The organism is Gordonia sp. PP30 (genome assembly GCF_023100845.1).
In the GTDB taxonomy this organism is placed as follows: domain Bacteria; phylum Actinomycetota; class Actinomycetes; order Mycobacteriales; family Mycobacteriaceae; genus Gordonia.
The window spans coordinates 1961316-1987238 of record NZ_CP095864.1 but is presented as its reverse complement, the minus strand read 5'-3'; the positions used below and the strand labels follow the sequence as shown (position 1 = coordinate 1987238).

The window sequence follows — 25923 nt, the reverse complement described above, 5'->3', positions numbered from 1 at the left end:
CTAGACAACTCCGAAACCCCCTGCACCGCAAAGGAACCCACCCAGCATGACCACCACCGAGCACCGTCCCGACGGCGCCCTCACCGACGACGATTCCACCCGCTTCGCCGACGCCCTGCGCCGCGCCGACCTGGTCGCCGCCGAACTGCGGGCGACGGCCGCCGAGCGCGACCGAGCCAACGCCGCGCCCCTCGCCGAGATCGATCTGCTCCGCACCCACGACCTGCTCCAGGTCGGCGAGCCCGTCGAATTCGGCGGCGACGGCCTGAACTACGCGCAGGCGCAGCAGATCACCCGCCGCATCGCCCGCGGCGACACCTCCATCGCCCACCTGCTCGGCTACCACTACGCGCAGCAGCGCATTCCGCACCTGTTCGGCACCCCCGAGCAGGCCGAGGCGCTGTCCCGCCGGAACGCCGAGGAGAAGCTCTTCTGGGGCGGCGTGCAGAATCCGCGCGGCGGCGCCGGGCTCGAGCTCACCCGGGACGGCGACGGCTTCCTCCTGAACGGGCGGCGCACCTTCGCGTCGGGCGCGAGCGTCGCCGACCAGCTGTCGGTCACCGCGGCCTTCGAGGGCGACCTGGTGTTCCTGTCGCTGCCGGCCGGTCTCGACGGATTCACGCCGCTCGGCGACTGGGACAACATCGGCCAGCGTCTCACCGACTCCGGCGGCGTCGAGTTCCGCGACACCCCGGTGACGCGCGACCAGATCCTCGGCGCCGACCCGCTGACCGGTCGTGAACTGTCGCCGTATCAGCAGCTCGTCACCCCGCACTGGCAGCTCGCCTTCGTGGACTTCTACATCGGCACCGCGCAGGGCGCGCTGGAGGAAGCGCTGGACTGGACCCGTCTGCACGCCGCCGCCTGGGAGACCTCCGGCCTGGAGTCGGCGTCGGACGATCCGTACATCCTCGAGCTGGTCGGCGAACTGCAGGCGCAGGTCACCGCCGCGGCCCTGCTCGCCGATCGTGCGGGCGACGCCCTCCAGGCGGCGCTCGACACCGGCGAAGCCCTCACCGCGGAAGGCCGCGCAGAGGCGGCGATCGCGATCGCCGAGGCCAAGTACCTGACCACCAAGGTCTCGCTGGAGGTCGCCTCGCGGCTGTTCGAGATCCAGGGCGCCCGCGCCACGACCAGCGCGTACGGCTTCGACCGGCACTGGCGCAATCTGCGCACCCATACCGTGCATGACCCGGTGGCCTACAAGGCGCGCGAGATCGGCGACTGGGTGCTCAACCGCCGCGCTCCGCAGTTCAGCCTCTACAGCTGAGCCCCGCCCCTCCGCCCGTTGTACTGCGGCGTTTCGACACGGTCGGGTCCTGAGCTGGCGCGGCGGAGCTTGCGACGACGCGGCGTCGAAGGGCGCCTAGCGGCTCGACCGGCGGGGCGGGCTGCTGCTGTGCCCCCGCCCGGCCGAGTCGAAACGCTCATCTCAGAAAGAAAGGACACCCGACGTGCCCGAGTCCATCGGTGACGCCGAACAGGCGCTGGACCGGGTCGCCAAGCTCGCCCCCGCCCTCGCAGCGGGGGCGAGTGAGCGCGACCGGGATCGTCGTCTCCCCCGCGCCGAGATCGCCGCGCTCTCCGAGTCCGGACTGCTCACGATCACCGTGCCGCGGCGATTCGGCGGTCCAGGGCTCGGCGCCACGGTGCTGGCCCGGGTGGTGGCGGCCCTCGCCGCCGCGGACGGCAGCATCGCCCAGATCCCGCAGAGCCACTTCGTCTTCCTCGAGGCGCTGGCCCGCGGCGGCAGCCCCGCCCTGGGCGAGGAGATCTTCGGCCGGGTCCTGCGCGGTGCCCGGATCGCCAACGCACAGACCGAACGCGGTGGCACCACGGTCCGCGACGACGCCACCCGGCTCACCCGCGGACCCGGCGGGCGACTCACCCTGACCGGCACAAAGTACTACTGCACCGGGGCGGCCTTCGCCGACATCCTGGCGGTCCGCGCCGTCGCCGACGACGGCACCACCGTGATCGCCTACGCCGATGCCACCGCACCCGGCATCACGATCGACGACGACTGGGCCGGCTTCGGCCAGCGCACCACCAGCAGCGGCACCGTCACCTTCGACGGCACCCCCGTCGCCGACGATCACCTCGTGGACTACACCGCCCTGCTGGCCACGCCGAGCACCTACGGCGCCCGGGCCCAGCTGGTGCACGCCGCGATCGACACCGGGATCGCGCGCGGCGCCCTCGATGCGGCGGCGAGCGTGGTGACCGGGGCCCGGCCCTGGTTCGAGGCCTACGAGGCTGGCGCGACCCGCGCCGCCGACGACCCGCTGCTCCTGGCGCAGGCCGGTGACCTCGAGCTCGCCGTCCGCGGCGCCGAGTCGCTGCTCGGCACGGCGGCCCGGCGGATCGACGACGCCGAGGCCGCGCCCGCCGACGACCCCGCGGCCCTCGCCGAGGCCTCGCTGGCGACCGCGGCGGCCAAGGTCGCCGCCGGACGCGCGGCACGTCGTGCCGGCAGCGAGCTGTTCGACTTCGGCGGCACCCGGACCGCGGCCGAAGGAGCCAACCTGTCCCGCTACTGGCGTGACGCCCGCACCCACACCTTGCACGACCCAGAACGCTGGAAACTCCATCACCTCGGCCGCTGGGCCCTCGCGCGGGAGCTCCCGCCGAGCCACGGCACCCTCTGACCGAGAGAAAGAAGACCCTCCCCATGTCACTGAAACTGCACTGGTTCCTTCCGACCTACGGCGATTCCCGCTTCATCGTCGGCGGCGGCCACGGGCTTCCGGCCGGGGCCGCCCGCGGCGACCGCGACGCGTCGATCGGCTACCTGAGCTCGATCGCCCGGGCCGCCGAGGACTTCGGCTTCACCGCCGCCCTCACCCCGGCCGGGGCCTGGTGCGAGGACGCCTGGCTGACCACCGCGATGGTGGCCCGCGAGACCGAACGGCTCGGCTTCCTGGTCGCCTTCCGGCCCGGCCTGGTGAGCCCCACGCTGGCCGCACAGATGGCCGCCACGTTCTCCCGGCACGCACCGGGCCGGATCCTGCTGAACGTCGTGACCGGAGGCGAGCCCGCCGAGCAGCGCGCCTACGGCGATCACCTGGACAAGGCCGCCCGCTACCGGCGCACCGATGAGTTCCTGACCGTCGTGCGCGGCCTCTGGCGGGGCGATACCGTCACCCACCACGGCGAATTCCTCACCGTCGACGACGCCCACCTGGCCACTCTCCCGCTGCCCACCCCGCCGGTCTACTTCGGCGGCTCGTCGCCCGAAGCCGGCCCGGTCGCCGCCCGGCACAGCGACGTCTACCTCACCTGGGGCGAGCCGCCGGAGGCGGTCGCCGCCAAGATCGCCTGGATCCGCGGGCTGGCCGCCGAGCACGGCCGCACCGTCCGCTTCGGCATCCGGCTGCACGTGATCACCCGGGACACCGCCGAGCAGGCGTGGGCCGAGGCCGGCCGGCTGCTCGGCGCTCTCGACGAGAGCGTCGTCGAGGGTGTCCAGAACGGCCTCGCGCGCAGCGAGTCGACCGGGCAGGCGGCGATGCGCGATCTGCACAGCGGACACCGCGCCAACGGGTCGTGGCGCGACCCGCACGCGCTGGAGATCGTGCCGAACCTCTGGGCCGGCGTCGGTCTGGTCCGGGGCGGCGCGGGCACCGCGCTGGTCGGCAGCCACGTCGAGGTGGCCGACCTCATCGAACGCTACGCCGAGCTGGGCATCTCCGAGTTCGTGCTGTCCGGCTACCCGCACCTGGAGGAGCTGTACTGGTTCGGCGAGGGCGTCGTCCCGCAGCTCGTCGCGCGGGGCCTGTTCGACGACCCGCGGCTCGCGTCCCCCGCACCGGCCGGGCAGCCGTTCCTGGCGGGTGCCCGGTGAGCGCGCCGGCACGCAGCCGCAGCCGCGCGGCCCTCGATCCGGCGTCGCTGCGCCGCTTGTTCGGGCACATCCCGTCGGGGCTGGTCGCCGTCGCGGCGCTCGGCACCGAGGGACCGCTCGGGGTCCTGGTCGCCACCTTCGCGCCGGTCTCGCTCGACCCACCGCTCGTCTCGGTCGCCATCGCCCGGTCGTCGACCACCCTCCCCGCGCTGCGGGACAGCAGCCACTGGGGGCTCAGTGTGCTCGGCGAGCACCAGCGGCACGTCGCCGACGGCTTCCGGCGGCCCGCCGATCAGCGGTTCAGCGACCTCGACTGGTCGGCGACGTCCGACGGGGCGATCCATCTCGACGGTGCGGCGGCCACCCTCACGGTGTGTCCGGTCGAGTTCGTGCCGGCGGGCGACCACGTGATCGCCCTCGCCGCGCTCACCGATCACGCCGCCGGGCCCACGAGCGACCCGCTGATCTTCCATCACAGCCGATTCCACCGTCTCGACAAGGAGACCCACCGATGAGCCATCCCCTCCGACTCGCCGTCGCCGACCGCGGCGCCTGGACCGAACTCACCGCACCGCGGCACGACGCCGATCGGGTGACCCGCGTCCGCGCGGGCAGCCTGTCCGAGGCCGCCCGCCTGAGCGCGGCCGCACCCCGGCCGGCCTTCATCGACGTCGACGTTCTGCTCGCCGCCTCGGTGAACGAGGCCTTCCTGGCCTTCACCGAGGAGCGTCCGGACTGGTCGCCGGGCGCCCGGACCGAGGCGATCGTGCACCCGGGCACCCCGGTCACCCTGGCCGGGCTGCTGTGGGACATCTGGGCGGCCCGGGTCGCGCCCGGCGTCACCCTGCACGCCGCCGATCCGGCCGCGCTCACCGATCGGGTGCTGACCGAGGTGGTGCCGCTGCTCGCCGCCCGCGGTCTGGTGCTCGACCTGGGCGGCGCCGCGACCTCGGCCGCGTAGCGGGCGTCAGCGCTTCCGGTTCCAGAACTGGTGCGTCAGGCCGCGGCCGGTGGTCACCGACTCGATGTCGAACCGGTCCTGGAGTTCGGCGCAGCCGTCCCAGATGGACACCCCGGACCCGATGACCACCGGGATGGTCACCAGGTGCAGGAAGTCGACGAGGTCGGCCTGCAGGAATTCGCGGACCGACGTCGGTCCGCCGCCCAGCCGGATGTCCCGGCCGCCGGCCAGTTCGTCGGCGAAGGCGAGCGCCTGCGCGGGGCCGGCGTCGACGAAGTGGAAGACGGTGCCGTTGGCGAACGCGATCGGCTCGCGTTCGTGGTGGGTCAGCACGAGCACCGGCGTCTTGAACGGCGGCTCGTCGCCCCACCAGCCGCGCCAGTCGTCGTCGCCCCACGGGCCGGTCTGCGGGCCGAACTTGCGGCGGCCCATGATCTCGGCGCCGATCCCCTGACCCCAGGCGGAGGTGAAGATGCGGTCGGCGGTGATCGGATCGTCGACGTGCTGCACGCCGTCGATCACCCGGCCGTCGAAGTAGCCGAACAGCCGGCCGGCGTCGCCGATGGGCTTCTCGTAGGTGACCGAGCCGCCGGCGCTGTAGCCGTCGAGGGAGATGTTCAGGTTGTGGACCCGGACTTTACGCATGCGCTACTGTACCGTCGCGATGCCGAGGCTCGGGAAGAAGTAGCAGGTCGCACCCGACTTCTCCACCGATCCGAAGATCGCCGAGAGGACCGTGCCCTTGTCGGTGTCGACGATGCCGCCGCGCGCACCGTTGGCCGGCAGCGTCTTGTCGAGGCCGGTCTTGAGCTGATTCAGAACCGTGTCGCCCAGAATCGGGAGGCCCGCCACGGCGATGCGTGCCTTGACCGCGTCGAGAATGACGGTGCTGAACGAATCCATCGGGTTGATGGCGCCCTTCATCGTGCTGGTGTTGAACCACGCGACCTGCATGCCCGACTTGCTCTTGCTGTCGTCGAACACCCCGGCCGGCACGAAACCGTAGAGGACCTCGCCGGACCGGACCGCGTTGAGGTCGGGCGGCAGCAGGTCGGTCACGGTCTTCGGGAGTCCGGGGGTGCCGGGCCCGGCGACGGCGCCGCCGACGGCGAGCGGGAAGGTGCCGTCCGTGCACGCGCCGATCGTCGGCGTGAACGGCGTGATGCCGAGTGCTTGCAGCGTCTGGTTGGCGGCGTCGATGCCGTCGATCACCGCGGCGGCGTCGGTCGGCGAGGACTGGATGCTCCCGATCGCCTGCTGCGCGGCGGCGCCGTCGGCGGCCGGGTCGGCGGCGGCGTGACCGCTCGCGGCGACGGCTCCGGCGGTCAGGGCGGTGCAGGCGGCGGCCGCCACGGCGGCACGGCGCAGACGGGTGAGCTTCATGTCGGACTCCTTCGGCGAAACGGCGGCGCGGCGCGGTTTGGCGTCACGCGACCCTCTCATTGCCGCACGCGCCCCCCGCGCCCGGCCAGGCCGTCCACCGAACCGTGACCGAGTCGACGGCAAGTCGTCACACTAGCCCCACTAGTTCACTCTAATCACAATCTTGCCGGCAGCTCAGGACCGAAGCGGCGGACTCGTCCTTCTGATCGCGCGAAACGTCGGCCGTCTACGCGCCGCCGAGGGAACATTCCCCTCGGCGGCGCGTAAACGGCCGGTCTTCTGCGGCTACTCGGCGAAGGCCTCGATCGGGGGGCAGCTGCACACCAGGTTGCGGTCGCCGAAGGCGTTGTCGATGCGGCGGACCGACGGCCAGATCTTGGCGCGCGCCCCGGCCGAGGGCAGCCCGGCCGGGTAGACCGCGGTGAGCCGGTCGTACGCCTGGTCCCAGTCGGCGACCAGGCACTCCGCGGTGTGCGGGGCCCCGTGCAGGGGGTTGTCGTCGACGGTCCAGGTGCCGTCGGCCACCTTGTCGATCTCACCGCGGATCGCGATCATCGCGTCGATGAAGGCGTCGAGCTCGGCGAGGTTCTCGCTCTCGGTCGGCTCCACCATCAGGGTGTTCGCGACCGGGAAGCTCATGGTCGGGGCGTGGAAGCCGTAGTCGGCGAGGCGCTTGGCGACGTCGTCGACGCTGACACCGGTGGCCTTGATCAGTTCCCGCAGGTCGAGGATGCACTCGTGCGCCACCCAGCCGCGGGCGTCGGTGTAGAGCACCGGGAAGTGGTCGGCGAGGCGGCGGGCGATGTAGTTGGCCGACGCGATCGCGGTCAGCGTGGCCCGGCGGAGGCCGTCGGCGCCCATCATCGCGATGTAGGCGTAGGTGATCGGCAGGATCGACGCCGAGCCGTAGGGCGCGGCCGAGATGGTGATTCCGGTGTCCGGCAGTTCCGGCGCGAGCGGATGACCGGGCAGGAACGGGGCCAGGTGCTCGCGCACCGCCACCGGACCGACGCCCGGACCGCCGCCGCCGTGCGGGATGCAGAAGGTCTTGTGCAGATTCAGGTGCGAGACGTCGCCGCCGAACCGGCCCGGCCGGGCGAGTCCGACCAGCGCGTTCAGGTTGGCGCCGTCGACGTACACCTGGCCGCCGGCGTCGTGCACGGCCGCACAGATGTCGGTCACCTCGTCCTCGAAGACGCCGTGCGTCGACGGGTAGGTGATCATGATCGCGGCCAGTTCGCCCGCGTGCTTCTCGATCTTGGCGCGCAGGTCGTCGGTATCGACGTCGCCGTTCTCCCGGCAGCCGACCACCACCACGCGCAGGCCGGCCATCACCGCGGAGGCCGCGTTGGTGCCGTGCGCGCTCGACGGGATCAGGCAGATGTCGCGCGCGTCGTCGCCGTTCGCCAGGTGGTACTTACGGATCGCGAGCAGGCCGGCGTACTCCCCCTGCGAGCCGGCGTTCGGCTGCAGGCTCACCCGGTCGTACCCAGTGATCGCGACCAGCCAGCTCTCCAGATCGGTGATCAGTTCCCGGCTGCCGACCGTGTCGCCGGCCGGCGCGAACGGGTGCAGACCGGCGAACTCGGGCCAGGTGATCGGCTCCATCTCGGTGGTCGCGTTGAGCTTCATGGTGCACGAGCCGAGCGGGATCATGCTGCGGTCGAGCGCGATGTCCTTGTCCGACAGCATGCGCAGGTACCGCAGCATCGCGGTCTCGGTGCGGTGCAGGTGGAATGCCGGGTGCGTCAGGTACGGCGACGTCCGATCGACGATCCCGGCGCTGAACGACGACGGTGCCGCGTCACCAGCGGAGAAGACCTCCAGCAGATCGGCGACGTCGCCCTCGGTGGTGGTCTCGTCGCACGCGATGCCGATGCGGTCGTCGTCGATCAGGCGCAGGTTGATGCCCTTGTCGGCCTTGGCCTTCGCGACCAGGCGGCCGGCCTCGCCCGGCACCTCGACCACGATCGTGTCGAAGAAGCGCGCATGCGACACCGTGCGGCCGGCACCGGCGAGGCCGTCCGCCAGCGCGGCGGCGCGGGCGTGCACACGCTCGGCGATCGCCCGCAGCCCGGCCGGACCGTGGTACGACGCGTACATCGCGGCGAGCACGGCCAGCAGCACCTGCGCGGTGCAGATGTTGCTGGTGGCCTTCTCCCGGCGGATGTGCTGTTCGCGGGTCTGCAGCGACAGCCGGTAGGCGAGATTGCCGTCGGCGTCCTTGGAGACGCCGACCAGGCGGCCCGGCATCTGCCGGGTCAGTGCGGCGCCGACCGCGAGGTATCCGGCGTGCGGTCCGCCGAAGCCCATCGGGACGCCGAAGCGCTGGGTGGTGCCGAAGACCACGTCGGCGCCCTGCTCGCCGGGCGGGGTGATCAGGGTGGCGGCCAGCAGATCGAGGCCGGCGGCGACCAGCGCGCCGCGCTCGTGGGCGGCGGCGATGATCGGCGCGAGGTCGACGATCCGCCCGCTCGCCCCGGGGACCTGCGCGATCACGCCGAAGAACTCACCGTCGGGCAGTCCGGCACCGTCGGCGGCGGGATCGAGGGAGGCCTCGACCACCTCGATGCCCAGCGGCTCGGCGCGCGTGTCGATCAGGGCGCGAGTCTGCGGGAACAGGTCGTCGTCGACGACGACGCGCGGCGACTTCGACCTGCTCGCCCGGCGCAGCAGCGTCATGGCCTCGGCGGCGGCGGTCGCCTCGTCGAGCATCGACGCGTTGGCCACCTCCATGCCGGTGAGGTCGGCGACCATGGTCTGGAAGTTGAGGAGGGCCTCGAGACGGCCCTGGCTGATCTCCGGCTGGTACGGCGTGTACGCCGTGTACCAGGCGGGGTTCTCGACGATGTTGCGGCGCAGCACCGCCGGGGTGACGGTGTCGTAGTAGCCGAGGCCGATCATGCTCTTGGCGACGGTGTTCTTCGCCGCGAGGGTCCGCAGGCGCGCGGCGACGGCGGCCTCCGAGAGCGGCGCGTCGAGCGCGGCGAGGGCACCGTCGGGAGCGGCGATCGACGCCGGCACCACCTGCGCGGCCAGCTCGTCGAGCGAGGCGACACCGAGCACGTCGAGGATGCGTGCGGTCTCGGCCTCGTCGGGACCGATGTGGCGGGCGACGAACTCGCCGCCCAGACCATCGGTGCGGGCGGAGCTGTTCGGAGTGGCAGCGGTCATGGCGGGACGGCCTCGTCTCGTCGGGTCCGGGTATCTGCCCCGGACGCGGGCCCTCCCCCTCTGTCATGCCGCGCGAACGCGACGCCTGAGAGATTCGGTGCCGTCCCTCGCGGGGACGAACGGCACCTTTCACCGTGGGCGGACGGGCGGACCCGTCTCTTTCCAGAGACGCCGACAACGGCCACGGTCCGGGTGCCTGAGAGTTTGACGGAGAGGTGTTGCTCCTTCGGCGGTCCCGGCATTTGCCGGAACTCTCTCCCGCAGCGCAGCGACGTGGCCATCAGTATACCCACCGGTAGCGCCACACCTCCCGACAGAGGCAGCCCACGATGATCGAGCGGAGCCGAGATCGCCCTCCGGGCGGGGGCTCGGCTTCGACACGGCCCACTCACTTCGTTCGCGGCCCGGCTCAGCCGGCGGGCTGCGCATGATGATCGAGCCCACATGATGATCGAGCCCACATGATGATCGAGCCCACATGATGATCGAGCGGAGTCGAGATCACCGCCCTCGACGAGGTGGGTGGTCTCGACTCCGCTCGACCAGCATGGATTCCGCTCGACCAGCATGGATTCCGCTCGACCAGCATGGAGTCCGGTCGTCCGGCGAGGGGGTCTACCCCGTACGACGCGTACGGTTCTTCCGCCGGGCGGCCAATTCGTCTTCGGGGGCGGTTTCGGAGACCCCTCCGTCGGCGCGCTCGCCGGGGAAGTCGACGATGGTGCCGGTCAGTTCGCGCATGGCGCCAGAGACGGCGATGCCGAACACGCCCTGGCCGCCCTGCAGGAGGTCGACGACCTCTTCGGCGGACGTGCACTCGTAGACGGTGGTGCCGTCCGAGAAGAGGGTGATGCGGGAGAGATCCTCGACGCCGCGCTGGCGGAGGTGGTCGACGGCGACGCGGATGTTCTGCAGGGAGATCCCGGTGTCGAGCAGGCGCTTGACGATCTTCAGGATCAGGATGTCCTTGAAGGAGTAGAGCCGCTGGCTGCCCGAGCCGACCGCGCCGCGGATGGACGGGACGACGAGCGAGGTGCGGGCCCAGTAGTCCAGCTGGCGGTAGGTGATGCCGGCGATCTGGCAGGCCGTCGGGACCCGGTAGCCGACGAGCTCGTCGGGCACGGTGTCGTTCGGGAAGAGACCCGGCGCGACCTCGTCGAGGCCGCCCTGCACGGGTGCGCTGACCCTCGCCTCGAGCGCGCCCTGCTCCTCCGGACGCAGATCAGTCGGCTGATCGCCCACGGTGTCTCCCTCACGCAACAGTCGGACCGGTGAAGCGGCCCTTGGATCAAGGGTACTCCGGCCCGGTCGTTTCGGTGTGCCGCCCGCGCGAGTCGCGTCGGCGTCGCCCTTGAAACTAGGGACTGCCGGACTCCGAGACAACGCGACGCGCGGTAAACCTCAACCTAAAGTTCAGGTGCAGACCAATGGTGACCGCGCGGAGACCTATCCGTTACCCTTCGACCCTTCGACAGGCTCAGGGGGCGACGTTGGGAGGCTCAGGGGGCGACGCTGGGAGGCTCAAGGGGCGACGCTGGGAGACTCAGGGGGGCGACGCTGGGAGGCTCAAGGGGCGGAGTCGGGGCCGAGAAAGTCCTCGGGCGACACCTGATCGAGGAACTCCCGGAACGCCTCGAGCTCCTCCTGGGACTCCACCTCGCCCGCGCCACCGGCCTCTTCGTCGGGCATCGCGAGCCCGGCGTCAGCCAGCACCTCGTCGCTCGCGACGATCGGGGCATCGACGCGCATCGCGACGGCGATCGCATCCGAGGGCCGCGCGGAGATCACGGCACCGCCGGAGAAGACCATCTCCGCGTAGAAGGTGCCCTCCTGCATGTCGACGATGCGGACCTGCGTGAGGTCCTGGTCGAACGCCGCGCAGAGATTGACGATCAGATCGTGCGTCAGGGGTCGCGGCGGTTCGATGCCGCGCTGCTGGAGAGCGATCGACGCGGCCTCGCTCTGGCCGATCCAGATCGCCAGGTAGCGCTCGCCCTCGGTCTCCCGGAGCAGCAGGACCGGCTGGTTCTGCGGCGCGTCGACCCGGATTCCGACCACACGCATCTCACCCATCGGCCCGGTCCTTTCCCGCTGACTCAGTCGAGTCGGCTGACTCAGTCGAGGACGCCGCGGACGGCGGCCTTCACCAATTGAGTATGCAGGGTCACCGAGAGCGCCGCCATCTCGCGGATCAGTTCCTCGGCGCGATCCCGCGCCCCGGTCCCCTTGCCCTTGGCGATCGGATTGGCGATCTGGGCGACGAGGCCGGCCTCGCGGTCCGCGCTCACCTTGAAGGCCCGCAGATGGCGGGTCTCCAGGCCGAAGTTGGCCAGCGCCGCCGCGGCCTCCACGAGGCGCACCGCGTCCTCGTCGAAGAAGCCGCCGGGACCGGAGGTCAGCAGACTGTTGCGCATCAGCTCGCTGATGAACGCGGCATCCACGCCGGTCCGCTCGATCAGCGCCTCCCGCGAGACCCGGCCGCCACGGGCGGCGAAGTCGGTCGCCGGGGCGACGGCGCTGCGCGCCGACGACAGCAGCCGGGTGCCCGGCGCGTCGGCGGCCTGCGCGTCGATCGCCTCGAGCTGTTCGCGGATCACCTTCAGCGGCAGATAGCGGTCGCGCTGCGCCGTCAGCACGAAGCGCAGCCGTTCGCAGTCGGCATCGCTGAATCGGCGATAGCCCGACGGCGCCCGCTCCGGGGTCACGAGACCTTCGGCCTCGAGGAAGCGGATCTTGGAGATGGAGACGTCCGGAAAGTCTTCGCGCAGGAGGGCCAGGACGGCGCCGATCGACATCGATCGGCGTCCACCCGGCTCCGGGCGCGACGAATCCGCGCGAGCAGCGTTACCCGTCACAACAGTGAGCGGCCCTTAGCCCTCGGCCCGCGGGCCGGACAGGAAGACCAGACGGAACTTGCCGATCTGCACCTCGTCACCGCTGCTGAGGGTGGCATCGTCGACCGGCTCGCGGTTCACGTAGGTGCCGTTGAGGCTGCCCACGTCGACCACCTTGAAGTCGCTGCCGGACAGCCGGAACTCGGCGTGCCGGCGGCTGACCGTCACGTCGTCGAGGAAGATGTCGCTGTCCGGGTGGCGGCCGGCCGAGGTGGTGGCCTGGTCGAGCAGGAAGCGCGAGCCGGCATTGGGGCCGCGCTTGACGACCAGCAGCGCGGTACCGGGCAGCAGGCGCTCGACACCGGTATCCGTGGGCTCGGGGCCCGTCGCCGGGGCGTCGATCTCCTTGATGAACTCCTCACGGAAGACCGAGGTGGTCTCCACCGGAGCTTCAAAACCGTCGTCGTTACCGCTCACCACAACTCCTTCGCCGACCGGCGGACCGGTCGGTGTCACCGACAATTCTCTGACGGACACACTCCTCATCGAGTGCGTTCGCGGGCAGGTTCCTTACCTTGAAGAACCTACCGGTTTCCGCCCCGGACCGTCAGCGAAGCCGCCGTCCGGGATGGATCAAATGATACTTCTCTTCCCCGACAACCGACTCAGTCGGTGATGACCTCGCGGTATCCGTCGGCGTCCAGCAGGTCGCCGAGCAGGGCGTCCAGATCGGCGTCGTCGGCCACCGTGATCTCCAGCAGCCAGCCCTCCCCGTACGGGTCGGAATTGACCAGCTCGGGGGCATCGACGACGGCGTCGTTCACCGCCGAGACCACGCCGGCGAGCGGCGCGTAGATGTCCGACACGCTCTTGTGCGACTCGATCTCCGCGAACGACTCGCCCTCGGCGGCCTCGGCCTCCAGGTCCGGCAGCTGCACGAAGACCACCTCGTTCAGCGCGTTCTGCGCGAAATCGGTGACGCCGATGCGCACGGTCGACGGTCCGACCTTGCGGATCCACTCGTGCTCGTCGGTGTAGCGCAGATCTTCGGGAACCTGGGTGGAAGTCAAGGTCGTACCTTTCTCACGGGATCCCGGCGCGCGGCCGGGGGCTTGTCACACGCGCCCGCGCCGTAGCGCGAGCCCGCCGAGAACTCTAGCGGTCGGTCGCGGCTCCCGCCGACGGAGCCCTCGGCATCCGGCGTACGACGGCGATGGTCTGGATCCAGTACAGGATCAGCGACCACACGTACAGCACGACGCCCCAGATCAGGAAGGCCCAGCCGATCGGGAAGCAGACGGTGCCGATCACCCCGTCGATCTGTCCGGCCAGCAGCCACGGGAACGAACTCATCAGCGCGAAGGTCGCCGCCTTGCCGATGTACAGCGTCGGCAGCGCGGTGACGCCGCGGGAGGACAGCAGCGGCGCGGTGGCCAGCAGCAGCACGTCGCGGGCGATGATCACCCCGATGATCCACCACGGCACGTACCCCTTGAGCCCGAAGCAGATCGGGATGATCACCACGTACAGACGGTCGGCCGCCGGGTCGAGGAGCGCACCGATCTGCGACGACTGATCGAGCCAGCGGGCCAGCTTGCCATCGAGCCAGTCCGAGGCGCCCGAGACGAACAGCACCACGAACGCCCAGCCCGGCGAGTCCTGGAACATCAGCAGCCAGATGAAGACCGGGATCAGGACCAGCCGCATCATGCTCAGCGCGTTGGGCACCGTCCAGATGCGGTCGGCGGGCACGGGGGTGTTCACCGGAAGATGCCCACGATCCCCTGCATCGCCTGCGAGCCGGAGGAGAACTGGTTCTCGTGCACCAGATAGGTCCATGTCATCGTCGAGCGGTGCAGGTCGGCGCCGTCGAGGTCCACCCCGTCGTTGGTGATGGTCACCTCGGTGAAGGTCTTCGCCGCGGCGGCCATCGCCTCGTCGACCAGCTTGGTGAACTCGGCGAAGATCAGCTTGTGGAACTGCTCCAGCGGGCTCTCCTGCCCGAGGGCACGCAGATGGATGCTGGCCTGCACGTCGGCGACGTACGCGAGATGATCCGACCACGCCCGGTCGAGGTGATAGAGCACGATCTGCCGCGCCGCCTCGGTGAGCACGTCCTCGTCGACCTTGGCGGTGTCGTCGTCGCCCTCGCTGAGCGCCGTCCAGCGCTCGGGCTCGGCCTTCTCCAGTTCGCGGGCGGCCTCGTCGGTGGTGAGGATCGTCATCCGGCGCCGCACGATGGCCTCGCGCTGCTCGTTGACCTGCTTGTTGAAGTTCCAGGTGTTCGAGTGCAGCGTCAGCATCGCGGCCTCGGCGATCCGCTGCGCCTGCTCGACGGTCTCGATGCCCTTCGGTCCGAGCAGACCGTCCGGCGAGGTGGCGACCTGTTCGCGCATGCTGGTGATGTTCTTGGTGACCAGCGGATCCTCCAGGCTGGAGAAGAACACCGAGGTGCCCGGGTCGCCCTGGCGGCCGGCGCGGCCGCGGAGCTGGTTGTCCAGGCGCTCGGTGTCGTAGCGGCCGGTGCCGACCACGCAGAGACCGCCGAGTTCCAGGACCTCCTCGCGGGCGGCGTCGTCGCCGTCGGACCCGCCGAGCCGGATGTCGGTGCCGCGGCCGGCCATCTGGGTGGAGACGGTGACCGCGCCCTTGCGGCCGGCCTCGGCGATGATCGCGGCCTCCTCGGCGTCGTTCTTGGCGTTGAGGACGACGGCGGTGACGCCGGCGCGTTCCAGGAAGTACGCGAGCTCCTCGGACTGGGCGACGTCGTGTGTGCCGATCAGAATCGGCTGCCCGGTCTCGTGGATCTCCGCGACGTACTCGACGACGGCCTCGACCTTGTTGGCCTTGGTGTCGTAGACGCGGTCCGGCTCGTCCACACGGACGTTGGGCGCGTTCGGCGGGATCTGGGAGACGGCGAGCCCGTAGAACTGGCGGAACTGCTCGCCCGCGGCGATCGCGGTGCCGGTCATGCCGGCCACCCGCGGGTAGCGGCCGATGAGCGCCTGCACGGTGATGGTGTCGATCACCTCGCCGGCCTCGGTCAGTTCCAGGCTCTCCTTGAACTCGACGGCCGCCTGCACGCCGTCGGGCCAGCGCTGCAACCGGGCGACGCGCCCGCGCGAGGCGTTGATCAGGTGCACGCCGCCGTCGCGGACGATGTAGTCCACGTCGCGTTCGAGCAGGTAGTAGGCATACAGGGCGACATTGACGTGCACCAGGGTGCTGCCGACGTGCTCGTCGCTGTACAGGTTGATGCCGCCCAGCGTGGCCTCGACCAGTTCGGCGCCCTCATCGGTCAGGGACACGTTGCGGCCGTCCGGATCGACCTCGTAGTGCTTGCTCTTGAGCCGGGCGACGACGTCGAAGATCGCGCTGTTCGGGATCGCCGCCGGCGTGGATCCGGCCAGGATGAGAGGCACCAGGGCCTCGTCCACCAGCACCGAGTCGGCCTCGTCGACGATCGCGACGTCCGGGGTCGGGGCCACCAGCTCGTCGGCGGTGAGCGCGAGATGGTCGCGCAGCACGTCGAAGCCGATCTCGTTGACCGAGCCGTAGGTGACGTCGCAGGCGTAGGCCTCCTGCCGCTCTGCGCGGGACGATTTCTCCGACACCGCACCGACGGAGATGCCGAACAGGTCGTACAGCGGCTTCATCCACTCGGCGTCGCGGCCGGCCAGGTAGTCGTTGACCGAGATGACGTGGACACTGCGCCCGTCGAGCGCGAAGCCGATCGCGGCGATCGCCCCGGTGAGCGTCTTGCCCTCACCGGTCGCCATCTCGATCACGTCGCCCTCGAGCATCCGCAACGCACCCTGCAGCTGGACGTCGAAAGGCGTCATCTCCAGGGCGCGGGTGCCGCCCTCCCGGGCCAGCGACAGGAACCGGGTCCGTCCGCCCTCGGTGTTGATGTCCAGATCGGCTGCCGCGGAAGCGAATTCGTCGTCGGCTAGGCCCTTGGCCCACTCGTCGTGCTCGGCCGATGCCTCGATGAAAGCGACCGACTTCGACTGGTTGCGGGTGGCCTGCGCACCGAGCATGCGCCACATCGCGTTCGAGAACTTACCCATCGGTGACTAACCCACTCCTCGCCGTCAGCGGCTCCCGGTGGCCGGGCGGCCACCGGGAACGAATCGTGATCTACCGTACGCGGGTCGTCGCGCCGGGCGCGCGACCTCCTCGACTAGCGTGAGAGGGGTGAGCGCATACCGCACATTCTCCCGGCTCGGTGCACTTCTGCTGCTGGCCGGAGCCGCGGCGGTGACGGGCTGTGGTTCCGGCGACGGCCAGTCACCGCCGGGCCCGTCCGCGCTGGTCGGCAAGACCTATCTCTCCACCGCGCTGACCGGCGCCCAGATTCCGGGCGGCGGACCGCTCGAGGTCGCCTTTCCCCAGGCCGGCCGCCTGACGGCCACCGCGGGCTGCAACCGTCACATGGGCGAGGTCACCGTCGACTCCGACACGATGACCGCGGGCGCGCTGGCATCCACCCTGATGGCCTGCCCGGGTCCGGCCGGCCAGGCCGACGCCTGGCTGTCGGACTTCTTCGCCGGCCCGCTGAGCTGGCAGCTGACCGGCGACACGCTGGTCCTGCGGCAGAGTCGCGGCACCGTCTCGGTGACGCTGACCCAGCGGAAGGACACGCCGCTGACCGGCACCACCTGGACCGTCACCAGCCTGGTGACCAGCCAGGCCGTCGAGTCGTCGGTCGCCCTGGAGGCCGCCAAGCCACGCCTGACCATCGCGGCCGACGGTGCCGTCGCCGGCTTCACCGGCTGCAACGACCTGTCCGGCCACGCCGCGGTGACCGGCGACAAGATCGCGTTCACCGGGATCACGACGACGCAGAAGCCGTGCGACGCCGAGGTGACCCGGATCGAGCGGACGGTGCTCGACACGCTGCACGGCTCGGCCACCTACCGCATCGACGGAAACCAGCTGGCCCTGACCAACGACGCCGATCCAGGCGTGGGCCTGCGGCTGCGCGCCGACTGACCCGGGACCCAGCTCACCGACCTCAGCCCACTGTTTCACCGACACGACAGGAATCCCCATGCCCGCCATGTCCAATCCGGCCTCCCCCGTGGTCGTCACCGTGACCGGTGCGGCCGGCACCATCGGCTACGCCGCCCTTTTCCGCGTCGCCGCGGGCGCCATGCTCGGGCACGACCAGCCCGTCGTGCTGCGGCTGCTGGAACTGCCCGCCGCGATCGCCGCCGCCGAGGGCATCGCGATGGAGCTCGACGACTGCGCCCTCCCCCAGCTGGCCTCGGTGGAGATCTACGACGACCCGCGCGCCGCCTTCGACGGCGTCCAGCACGCGCTGCTGATCGGCGCCAAGCCCCGCACCAAGGGGATGGAGCGCGCCGATCTGCTGTCCGCCAACGCGTCGATCTTCGCCGCGCAGGGCCGTGTCCTCGGCGAGGTGGCCGCCCCAGACGTGCGCATCACCGTCGTCGGCAACCCGGCCAACACCAACGCGGCGATCGCCGCCCGCCACGCCCCGGACATCCCGGCCGAACGCTTCTCCGCGCTGACCCGGCTCGACCACAACCGAGCGATCGCCCAGCTCGGGCACCGCACCGGCGCACCGGTCACCGAGATCGAGGGCGTCACGATCTGGGGCAACCACTCGGCCACCCAGTACCCGGACATCTTCCACGCCCGCGTCGGCGACACCACCGGCGCACGGCTGGCGGAGGACCGGACCTGGCTGGTCGACGACTTCATCCCGACCGTCGCCCAGCGCGGTTCGGCGATCATCGCCGCCCGCGGCGCGTCGTCGGCGGCGTCGGCGGCCAACGGCACCATCGACCACGTCCATGATTGGGCGATCGGCACCCCCGGCGACGGCTGGACGTCGGCGGCGATCGTCTCGCCCGGCGTGTACGGCGTCCCGGAGGGGCTGGTGTGCTCGTTTCCGGTCCGCTCGGACGGCACCGACTGGCAGATCGTGGAGGGTCTGGAGGTGGGAGAATTCTCCCGCGCCCGGATCGACGCCTCGGTCGCCGAGTTGCAGGCCGAGATCGCCGCGGTGGATACCCTCGGAGACTAGGATTCCGCTATGTCCAAAACGAAGAAGCCCGCGCCGGGCAAGAAGCTGACCAAGGCCGCCTACGAGTCGGAGCTGTTCCGGTTGCAGACCGAGCTCGTCGCGCTGCAGGAATGGGTCCGCGCCACCGGCACGCGCGTGGTCGTCATCTTCGAGGGCCGCGACGCCGCGGGCAAGGGCGGCGCCATCAAGCGCATCACGCAGTACCTGAGCCCCCGCGTCTGCCGCGTCGAGGCGCTGCCTGCGCCGACCGACCGGGAGAAGGGCCAGTGGTACTACCAGCGCTACGTGCAGCACCTGCCCGCGCCGGGCGAGATCGTGCTCTTCGACCGGTCCTGGTACAACCGGGCCGGCGTGGAGAAGGTGATGGGGTTCTGCACGCCCGAGGAGCACACCCGCTTCCTGCGACAGACCCCGATCTTCGAGCAGATGCTGATCGACGACGGCATCCTGCTGCGCAAGTACTGGTTCTCGGTGTCCGACGCCGAGCAACTGCGCCGGTTCCGCGCCCGCCGCGACGACCCGGTGCGCCAGTGGAAGCTGTCCCCGATGGATCTGGAGTCGATCTACCGGTGGGAGGACTACTCGCGCGCCAAGGACGAGATGATGGTGCACACCGACACCTCGGCGAGCCCCTGGTACGTCGTCGAGTCGGACAACAAGAAGGCCGCGCGCCTGAACATGATCTCGCATCTGCTGTCGACCATCGACTACCAGGCGGTGCCGCACCCGGTGGTGAAGCTGCCGAAGAAGCCGCTCACCACCGGCAACTACCACCGGCCGCCGCGCTCTCTGAGCAAGTTCGTGCCCGACCACGTCGCCACCCTGCTGGGCGACACCGAGGAGTGATCGCGCCGGGTGCACCCATGCGCTAGTGTGTTTCGCCGTATGTGGATAGGCAGTTTAGAACTCGATTTCCTTCTCGGCGATGTGCACTCTCTCAAGCAGAAGCGTTCCGTGGTGCGCCCGCTGATCGCCGAGATCCGCCGTAAGTACGACGTCTCCGTGGCCGAGGTCGATCACCGGGACCTGCACCGCCGCACCGGCATCGGGGTGGCGGTGGTGAGCGCGGACCGGGAGCACGTGGTGGACGTGCTCGCGGCCGTCGAACGTCTCGCCGCCGCCCGCCCCGAGGTGCAGTTGCTGTCGGCCCGGACCCGCTACACCTCGTCCGAGGACCTGTAGCCGCCCCTTACCGAGGGCGCCCGCACAAGCACGACTCAGGGCCGCGCGCGGCCGATTCACCGGATCGCGTGCTGATCTGTGGACAACCCCGGCGGAGTCCCCCGGCCTGTGGACACCGGGGTCGACGGCGACGCCGATCCCGGATTTCCTGGGTTCATGAGCGGACTCGCATTCCTCAGCCCGATCGCGGGCAGCCGTGATGACGCGGCCGACACTCGGCCCCCGGGAGGCGCTGTCCCGCGGACCGGTCCTGGCCGAAGCCCCCGATCCCCGAACATCAGATCGGGCAGAATCGTGCCGCCGGGGCGACCACCCGACGTAGCCACCGGCGGAGGCGCGGACGAGCAGCAGGAGCCGTTGGTTCCGGGTGAGCGGATCACCATCGAACCGGGATCTCTCGCGGACGCGTCACGCCCGGAGGTTCTGAGCCTCGAAGAACTCGCCGAGGCGAGCGCGCCGGCCGGCGATCCTGATCGATACCTTCTGCCGAAGGAGAAGCACGCAGCCGACTGGCTTCGCGACATCGGAGGTCACACGATCCGCTCGATCGACCGGATCGCGGACTCGAAAGCGCCGGACTCGGTCCTCCACGACGGATCGTGCTGGCGGACCGCCGAGATCAAAACCTTGCGATCGGACAAGGCCGCAGCGATCATCCAGAACCTCCGGCGCACGCGGAAACAGGCCCGGACGATCATCCTCGATGGCGAGCAGGTCGGCCTCTCGCGCGAGGAAGCGGTCGACGGCCTCCGTGACGCGGTCCGGAACTACGGGCGCGACCTAGATCACATCGTTATCCGCCTCGGTGATGGCGCGGCGTTAGTGTGGTTGCCATGAGCGTTTACAGCATCTACGTCGCGGCACCCCAAGATGCCGTCCGTGGCGCCGCGAACGCATCGCTGAACGACGAGGGATCGTCCTCGATGTCGAAGCCGCTCCCGAGTATGACGGCTACGAAGCCGCCGTCGACCTCTACAACCATGATGAGTCGGTCGTGCGATCGGTCGCTTCCGACCTCCGGATCGAACTGCCCGGAGTGACCGTCGACACCGAATTCGAGGTCGAAGCCAAGCTCAGCGCGACGTCGTAGCCAAGCGCCGCCGGAATCCGTCAGTGGTCGGCGGCGGAGGCGACGCAGAATTCGTTGCCGTCGGGATCGGCGAGGGTCACCCAGCTCAGGCCGGGCATCTCGCGCTCGGCGACGAGGCGGGCGCCGGACGCCAGGAGGGCGCGCACCGTTCCGGCCTTGTCGTCGGCGACCAGGTCGAGGTGGATGCGGTTCTTGCCAGGCGTGGGGTCGTCGACCTTCTGGAAGCCGAGGACCGGCTGGCCCTCGCCCAGGGCGAGCATGACGAACCAGCCGTCGTTCTCGGCGAGGATGGTGCCGTCGAAGGCATCGCGCCACCAGCTGCTCAGGGCGAGGGCGTCCTGGGTGTCGATGGTGACCATGCCGAGGCGGAGGGCGGGTGCGGTGTCAGTCATGCCCCAACGCTAATACGACGAGTCCACGGCTGCCGCCCGAAACCGGTCCGGGGGGCGTTTCGACACGACTCGCCTAGCGGCTCGTCGGCTCAACGGGCTGGGCAGCACGAACGCGCAAGGGCTGGCAGCGCGAACGCGTAACCGAGCTGACGGCGGGCCCCAGCAGCCCATTGAGCCGCCACCGAGCCCGCCAGGGCGAGGCGGCGTGTCGAAATGTCCACCAATCCAGGAGGTCGTTTCGACACGGTCTGCGCCTAGCGGCTTGACCGGCTCAACAGGCTACTGGCGGCTTGACCGGCGAGGCCGCCACGGATCAGCGGCCGAAGCCCGCCTGCCGGAGGGCGTCGGCCATCGAGCCGGTGGCCGGGCGGTCCTGCCGCTGGCCGCGCTGCTGGCCACCACGTGGCTGACCACCACGTGGCTGACCCCCGCGCTGCGGGCCGCCACGAGGCTGTCCCCCGCGCCCGCCCTTGCGTTCGGCGCCGGGCTCGTCGTTCAGCCGCAGCGACAGGCCGATGCGCTGGCGGTCGACGTCGACGTCCATCACCTTGACCTTGACCACCTGCCCGGAACGGACCACTTCGTGCGGGTCGGAGACGTACTTGTCGCTCATCGCCGACACGTGGACGAGCCCGTCCTGGTGGACGCCGACGTCGACGAACGCCCCGAACGCGGCGACGTTGGTGACGACGCCCTCCAGGACCATGCCCGGTTTCAGGTCGGCGACCTTCTCCACGCCCTGGGCGAAGGTCGCGGTGGCGAAGGCGGGGCGCGGATCGCGGCCCGGCTTCTCCAGTTCGGCGAGGATGTCGGTCACGGTGGGGACGCCGAAGCGGTCGTCGGCGAAGTCGGCCGGCTTCAGGGTCCGCAGGGTGCGGGTATCGCCGATCAGTTCGCCGAGCGCCAGACCGGTCTTGTCCAGGATCTTGCGGACCACCGGGTAGGCCTCCGGGTGCACGCCCGACGCGTCGAGCGGGTCGGCGCCGTCGCGGATACGCAGGAAGCCGGCGCACTGCTCGAAGGCCTTCGGGCCCAGGCGCGGGACGTCGAGCAGGCCCTTGCGGCTGGCGAAGGCACCGACACCGTCGCGGTGCGCCACGATCGCCTGGGCGAGGCCCGGGGTGACGCCGGAGACGCGCGACAGCAGCGGCACCGACGCGGTGTTGAGGTCTACGCCGACCGCGTTGACGGCATCCTCGACGACGGCGTCGAGGCTCTTGGCGAGGGTGCCGGGCGTCACGTCGTGCTGGTACTGGCCGACGCCGATCGACTTGGGGTCGATCTTGACGAGTTCGGCGAGCGGGTCTTGCAGGCGCCGGGCGATGGAGACCGCGCCGCGCAGCGAGACGTCCAGGTCGGGCAGTTCGTGCGAGGCGTACTCCGACGCCGAATACACCGAGGCGCCGGCCTCGGAGACGACGGCCTTCGCCGGACCCGGCTGCCCGGCCTTGCGCAGGTCGCCGAGGAGTTCGGTGGCGAGCGCATCGGTCTCGCGGGAGGCGGTGCCGTTGCCGATGGCGATGAGCTCGACGTCGTGCTTGGCGACCAGCGCGGCGAGGGCGGCCTTGGCCTGGTCCCATTTGTTGGCGGGCTGGTGCGGGTAGATCGCGCAGGTGTCGAGGACCTTGCCGGTGCCGTCGACGACGGCGACCTTGACCCCGGTGCGGAAGCCCGGGTCGAGGCCGAGCGTCGGCCGGGTGCCTGCGGGTGCGGCGAGCAGCAGGTCTTTCAGGTTGGTGGCGAAGACGGCGACGGCCTGCTCCTCGGCGCGGCTGCGGAGCCGCAGGCGGGCGTCGATGGTGGCCGAGATCATCAGCTTGGTGCGCCATGCCCAGCGCGCGGTGGTGGCGAGCCAGTCGGTGGCGGCACCGCCCGCGGCGCGGTCGATGCCGAGGGTGACGGCGACCATGGTGATGTAGTCCTCGTCCTCGCCGCCCTCGAAGGCCAGGGTGAGCGCGCCCTCCTTCTCACCGCGCAGAACGGCGAGCACGCGGTGGCTCGGCATGGTGTCGAGCGACTCGCTGAAGTCGAAGTAGTCGCGGAACTTCTGCGCGGCCGGGGTGCCGGCGACCTGCTCGGACTTGACGGCGGTGACCGCGCGGCCGGCGCCCCAGAACTTCTCGCGGACGGCGCCGACCAGTTCGGCGTCCTCCCCGGCGCGCTCGATCAGGATGTGCCGGGCACCGTCGAGGGCCGCGGCGGCATCGGCGACGTCATCGCTGAGGTAGGCCGCGGCGGCCTCCTCGGGCACGAGCGCCGGATCGCCGAGCAACGCCTCGGCGAGCGGCGCCAGCCCGGCCTCGCGGGCGATCTGCGCCTTGGTGCGGCGCTTCTTCTTGTACGGCAGGTAGATGTCCTCGACGCGGGCCTTGGTGTCCGCGGTCAGCAGCGCGTGGCGCAGCGCGTCGGTCAGCTTGCCCTGCTCGTCGATCGAGGCGAGCACGGCATCGCGTCGTTCGTCGAGTTCCCGCAGGTAGGTGAGGCGCTCGTCGAGGCGGCGCAGCTGGGCGTCGTCGAGACTGCCGGTGACTTCCTTGCGGTAGCGGGCGATGAACGGGACCGTGGAGCCCTCGTCGAGCAGCTTCACGGCGGCCGCGACACGACTCTCGCTGACACCGAGGTCCTCGGCGATGCGGGCGTTGACGGACGAGACGACGGGCAGGGCGCTGGCGGTTTTCAGATCGCTGGAAGGCACCCGCGCAAGGCTACCGGGCGCCGGCGATGCGGCTACAGTGAGGCGTGCCCGATTCCGACGACGCCCAGCGCAGGCGGGTCGCCGAGCGATTCGCCCGTGCCCTGGAGGTGACCGGCCGCGGGCTGCGGCTGCTGATCTTCGCGATCGCGGCCCTGGCGGCGCTGCTGGGAGTGATCGCGATGGCCGTCGGGATCGTCACCTGGCGGCACGCCGACCAGTGGCGACTGCCGATCGGTGTGATGATCGTCATTCTGCTGTGCCTGCCCGCGGTCGCGCTCCCGATCGTCGCCCACCGGCGGCTCGCACCGCTCACCCGGGCCATCGAGCGGCCCGACAATCTGGCCCGGCAGGCGCGCGACTACGCCGCCGACGTGCGCTCGGGCACCGAGCTGAGCGACCTCGCGTCCCTCGCCGCCGACGCGCCCACGACGCTGTGGCGGCCGGGAACGCTGTGGCGGATGGCCCGGCTGGTGGGCGCGTTCACCGCGCGGGTGACGCCGGATGCGGAACGTCAGCCGCTGCTGGCCGCCTTCATGCCGGTCTATCTCAAGACGTTGTGGCTGGTCTTGGTAGTGACCGTCTGGGCGCTCGGGGTGGCCGTCGTCGTGCTGGCCGGATCGCTGATCGCGGCACTCGCGGGCTGGACACCGTCGAGCTGAACGTCCTCGCCCACCGCTTGCCGGGCGACCACGCGCCGCACCCCGATCACCACGATCGCGATGGTCGCCAGTTGCAGCAGACCGCCGCCCACGAGCGGGGCACGCGGTCCGAACACCTCGGCCAGCCAGCCGAGCAGCGGTGCGCCGATCGGGGTGCCGCCCATGAGGACCGTCATGTAGAGCGCCATCACCCGGCCGCGGACCTGCGGATCGACGGTCGTCTGGATGTACATGTTGGCCGCGGTGAGGTTGAGCAGCACCGTCAGGCCGAGAATCGGCAGACTGATCGCGTACCAGACGTAGTTCGGGGTGAGCCCGGAGGCGATGATCACCACACCGACCACGATCGCCATCACGACCACGAAGCGCAGGCTGGGCACCTTCCCGCGGCGTGCGGCGAGCAGCGCCCCCAGCAGCGATCCAATGCCGAGGATCGAGCCGAGGACTCCGTAGACCTCGGCGCCCAGGTGGAACTCGTTGCGCACCATCAGGGCGTTGGTCATCTGGAAGTTCATGCCGAAGGTGCCGACACCGAACGCGACGCCGAGCGCGACCACCAGATCGGGCCGGTGGAAGACGTACGAGAAGCCCTCGCGGAGCTGGCCCTTCGCGCGTGGCAGCGGTTCGCTGCGGTGCAGTGCCCGCCGGTCCAGCAGGGTCAGGGCCAGCAGGAACGCGAGATAGCTGACGGCGTTGGTGAGGATCGCCCAGCCGGCACCGGCCGACGCCATGATGAAGCCCGCGATCCCGGGGCCGATCAGCCGGGCCGCGTTGAACGACGAGCTGTTCAGTCCGATCGCGTTGGTCAGCAGGTCGCGGCCGTGCTCATCGGGTCCGCCGACCAGTTCCGAGACGAACGCCTGGCGGGCGGGCGCGTCGAGCGCCGAACCGATGCCGAAGAGGAACGCGAACAGATAGACGTGCCAGGTCTGTGCCACACCGGTGACGGCGAGCAGACCGAGCGGCAGCGCCGAGACCGCCATCCACGACTGGGTGACGATGAGCATCTTCCGCTTGTCGAAACGGTCGGCCAGCAGGCCGCCCACCGGCGACAGCAGCAGCGCGGGCAGGAACTGCAGCGCCGTGGTGATGCCGACGGCCATGGCCGACCCACCGGAGAGCGACAGGACGAGCCAGTCCTGCGCGACGCGCTGGATCCAGGTACCGATGTTGGAGACGAAGGCCCCGGTGACGTATTTGCGAAAGTTCGGTACTGACAGGGCGGCGAATGTCTGAGTTCGCCGCTTCGCCATCGTTGTCGTACCTCCCGGGGTTCCGCTGATGTTCAACGACGACGGTACCCCCGGTATTCCCGGTCGATTCGAGATCGAAGGCCGCAGCTGCGGTGTGCGCTTTCTGCCCACTCTGAGCGACAACTCCTCGGCCCCGGGACCTTCTCCCGCCCAGCGCCCGCCTCCGACGTCGATTGTCGCTCAGAGTGGGCAGACCGGGGGTGCTTGCGCCGCGTCGCAGGCCGTCTGCCGGAGGACACAAGACTGTCGGAGGCTGCTGGCAACATCCCGGCATGGGCATCACACTGCGGGGAACAGATCTACGGCACTGGGTCATCGGCGAATTGCGACAGCGATCTCCGATGACGATCTCCGAATTGATCGCAACAGCGGAAGTCGAGGGGTTCTCGTTCGCCGGGCGA

General features: G+C 70.5%; 24 protein-coding genes and 1 riboswitch. Of the genes, 11 read left to right on the top strand and 13 right to left on the bottom strand.

Going from position 1 to position 25923, the window contains the following annotated elements:
- Positions 1-46 precede the first annotated feature (46 nt).
- The 5 genes from MYK68_RS09110 to MYK68_RS09090 all read left to right on the top strand — a co-directional run bounded on the left by MYK68_RS09110 (position 47) and on the right by MYK68_RS09090 (position 4805).
- Entirely contained in the window at positions 47-1270 is a 1224-nt protein-coding gene (locus MYK68_RS09110) for an acyl-CoA dehydrogenase family protein (RefSeq protein WP_247867657.1), read from the top strand.
- Positions 1271-1454: 184 nt separating this feature from the next.
- Complete coding sequence (locus tag MYK68_RS09105) at positions 1455-2648, top strand: acyl-CoA dehydrogenase family protein (protein ID WP_247867655.1); 1194 nt, start codon at positions 1455-1457, stop codon at positions 2646-2648.
- A gap of 23 nt (positions 2649-2671) precedes the next feature.
- Positions 2672-3844, top strand: a complete 1173-nt coding sequence (locus tag MYK68_RS09100; RefSeq protein WP_247867650.1) for an LLM class flavin-dependent oxidoreductase — start codon at positions 2672-2674, stop codon at positions 3842-3844.
- Entirely contained in the window at positions 3841-4359 is a 519-nt protein-coding gene (locus tag MYK68_RS09095; RefSeq protein WP_247867648.1) for a flavin reductase family protein, read from the top strand. Before MYK68_RS09100 ends, MYK68_RS09095 begins: the two co-directional genes overlap by 4 nt.
- Positions 4356-4805 (top strand): hypothetical protein, encoded by a 450-nt coding sequence (locus MYK68_RS09090; protein WP_247867646.1) that lies wholly within the window; start codon positions 4356-4358, stop codon positions 4803-4805. The genes MYK68_RS09095 and MYK68_RS09090 overlap by 4 nt, the downstream gene beginning before the upstream one ends.
- A 6-nt stretch (positions 4806-4811) precedes the next feature.
- Here the strand turns inward: MYK68_RS09090 and MYK68_RS09085 are convergent, their stop codons facing one another.
- From MYK68_RS09085 to secA2, 10 genes are all read right to left on the bottom strand, one after another.
- Positions 4812-5450 carry a dihydrofolate reductase family protein gene (locus MYK68_RS09085; RefSeq protein WP_247867644.1) on the bottom strand — a complete coding sequence of 213 codons (639 nt, stop codon included), beginning with the start codon at positions 5448-5450 and terminating at the stop codon, positions 4812-4814.
- A 3-nt stretch (positions 5451-5453) separates the two neighbouring features.
- On the bottom strand, positions 5454-6188 hold the full coding sequence (locus MYK68_RS09080; protein ID WP_247867642.1) for a hypothetical protein: 735 nt from the start codon (positions 6186-6188) through the stop codon (positions 5454-5456).
- Between the two features lie 285 nt (positions 6189-6473).
- The gene (gcvP, locus tag MYK68_RS09075; RefSeq protein WP_247867640.1) at positions 6474-9362 is read right to left on the bottom strand and encodes an aminomethyl-transferring glycine dehydrogenase; all 2889 of its coding nucleotides are present in this window, start codon (positions 9360-9362) and stop codon (positions 6474-6476) included.
- Positions 9363-9536: 174 nt separating this feature from the next.
- Positions 9537-9633: riboswitch (glycine riboswitch) on the bottom strand.
- Between the two features lie 344 nt (positions 9634-9977).
- Complete coding sequence (locus MYK68_RS09070; RefSeq protein WP_502798310.1) at positions 9978-10604, bottom strand: MerR family transcriptional regulator; 627 nt, start codon at positions 10602-10604, stop codon at positions 9978-9980.
- 324 nt (positions 10605-10928) lie between these two features.
- Positions 10929-11435 carry a bifunctional nuclease family protein gene (locus MYK68_RS09065; protein ID WP_247867639.1) on the bottom strand — a complete coding sequence of 169 codons (507 nt, stop codon included), beginning with the start codon at positions 11433-11435 and terminating at the stop codon, positions 10929-10931.
- A gap of 41 nt (positions 11436-11476) precedes the next feature.
- Positions 11477-12157, bottom strand: a complete 681-nt coding sequence (gene ftsR / locus MYK68_RS09060) for a transcriptional regulator FtsR (protein WP_247867637.1) — start codon at positions 12155-12157, stop codon at positions 11477-11479.
- Positions 12158-12232: 75 nt separating this feature from the next.
- Positions 12233-12676, bottom strand: a complete 444-nt coding sequence (gene garA, locus MYK68_RS09055) for a glycogen accumulation regulator GarA (protein WP_349306171.1) — start codon at positions 12674-12676, stop codon at positions 12233-12235.
- A gap of 185 nt (positions 12677-12861) precedes the next feature.
- On the bottom strand, positions 12862-13266 hold the full coding sequence (gene gcvH / locus MYK68_RS09050) for a glycine cleavage system protein GcvH (protein ID WP_247867632.1): 405 nt from the start codon (positions 13264-13266) through the stop codon (positions 12862-12864).
- An 85-nt stretch (positions 13267-13351) separates the two neighbouring features.
- Positions 13352-13906, bottom strand: a complete 555-nt coding sequence (locus tag MYK68_RS09045) for a CDP-alcohol phosphatidyltransferase family protein (protein ID WP_247867987.1) — start codon at positions 13904-13906, stop codon at positions 13352-13354.
- A 50-nt stretch (positions 13907-13956) separates the two neighbouring features.
- Positions 13957-16266, bottom strand: coding sequence for an accessory Sec system translocase SecA2 (secA2, locus tag MYK68_RS09040; RefSeq protein ID WP_247867621.1), 2310 nt, complete (start codon positions 16264-16266; stop codon positions 13957-13959).
- Positions 16267-16393: 127 nt separating this feature from the next.
- On the opposite strand from secA2, the gene MYK68_RS09035 reads away from it, so the two are divergent.
- From MYK68_RS09035 to MYK68_RS09015, 5 genes are all read left to right on the top strand, one after another.
- Positions 16394-17191, top strand: a complete 798-nt coding sequence (locus MYK68_RS09035; protein WP_247867616.1) for an META domain-containing protein — start codon at positions 16394-16396, stop codon at positions 17189-17191.
- Between the two features lie 67 nt (positions 17192-17258).
- A complete protein-coding gene (locus MYK68_RS09030; protein ID WP_247867986.1) occupies positions 17259-18251 on the top strand; it encodes a malate dehydrogenase in 993 nt (330 codons plus the stop codon).
- A 9-nt stretch (positions 18252-18260) separates the two neighbouring features.
- Positions 18261-19097 carry a polyphosphate kinase 2 gene (ppk2, locus tag MYK68_RS09025; protein WP_247867615.1) on the top strand — a complete coding sequence of 279 codons (837 nt, stop codon included), beginning with the start codon at positions 18261-18263 and terminating at the stop codon, positions 19095-19097.
- A 39-nt stretch (positions 19098-19136) separates the two neighbouring features.
- On the top strand, positions 19137-19433 hold the full coding sequence (locus MYK68_RS09020; protein ID WP_247867613.1) for a DUF503 domain-containing protein: 297 nt from the start codon (positions 19137-19139) through the stop codon (positions 19431-19433).
- Positions 19434-19790: 357 nt separating this feature from the next.
- Complete coding sequence (locus MYK68_RS09015) at positions 19791-20270, top strand: hypothetical protein (protein WP_247867612.1); 480 nt, start codon at positions 19791-19793, stop codon at positions 20268-20270.
- 273 nt (positions 20271-20543) lie between these two features.
- On the opposite strand, the gene MYK68_RS09010 is transcribed toward MYK68_RS09015, so the two are convergent.
- Positions 20544-20915, bottom strand: a complete 372-nt coding sequence (locus MYK68_RS09010) for a VOC family protein (RefSeq protein ID WP_247867610.1) — start codon at positions 20913-20915, stop codon at positions 20544-20546.
- A 313-nt stretch (positions 20916-21228) separates the two neighbouring features.
- Entirely contained in the window at positions 21229-23610 is a 2382-nt protein-coding gene (locus tag MYK68_RS09005; protein WP_247867609.1) for a Tex family protein, read from the bottom strand.
- 44 nt (positions 23611-23654) lie between these two features.
- Between MYK68_RS09005 and MYK68_RS09000 the strand changes: the two genes are divergently transcribed.
- Positions 23655-24269: a hypothetical protein gene (locus MYK68_RS09000; protein ID WP_247867607.1), complete on the top strand. Its 615-nt coding sequence runs from the start codon at positions 23655-23657 to the stop codon at positions 24267-24269.
- On the opposite strand, the gene MYK68_RS08995 is transcribed toward MYK68_RS09000, so the two are convergent.
- Complete coding sequence (locus MYK68_RS08995) at positions 24152-25522, bottom strand: MFS transporter (protein ID WP_247867605.1); 1371 nt, start codon at positions 25520-25522, stop codon at positions 24152-24154. The genes MYK68_RS09000 and MYK68_RS08995 overlap by 118 nt on opposite strands.
- Positions 25523-25923 lie beyond the last annotated feature (401 nt).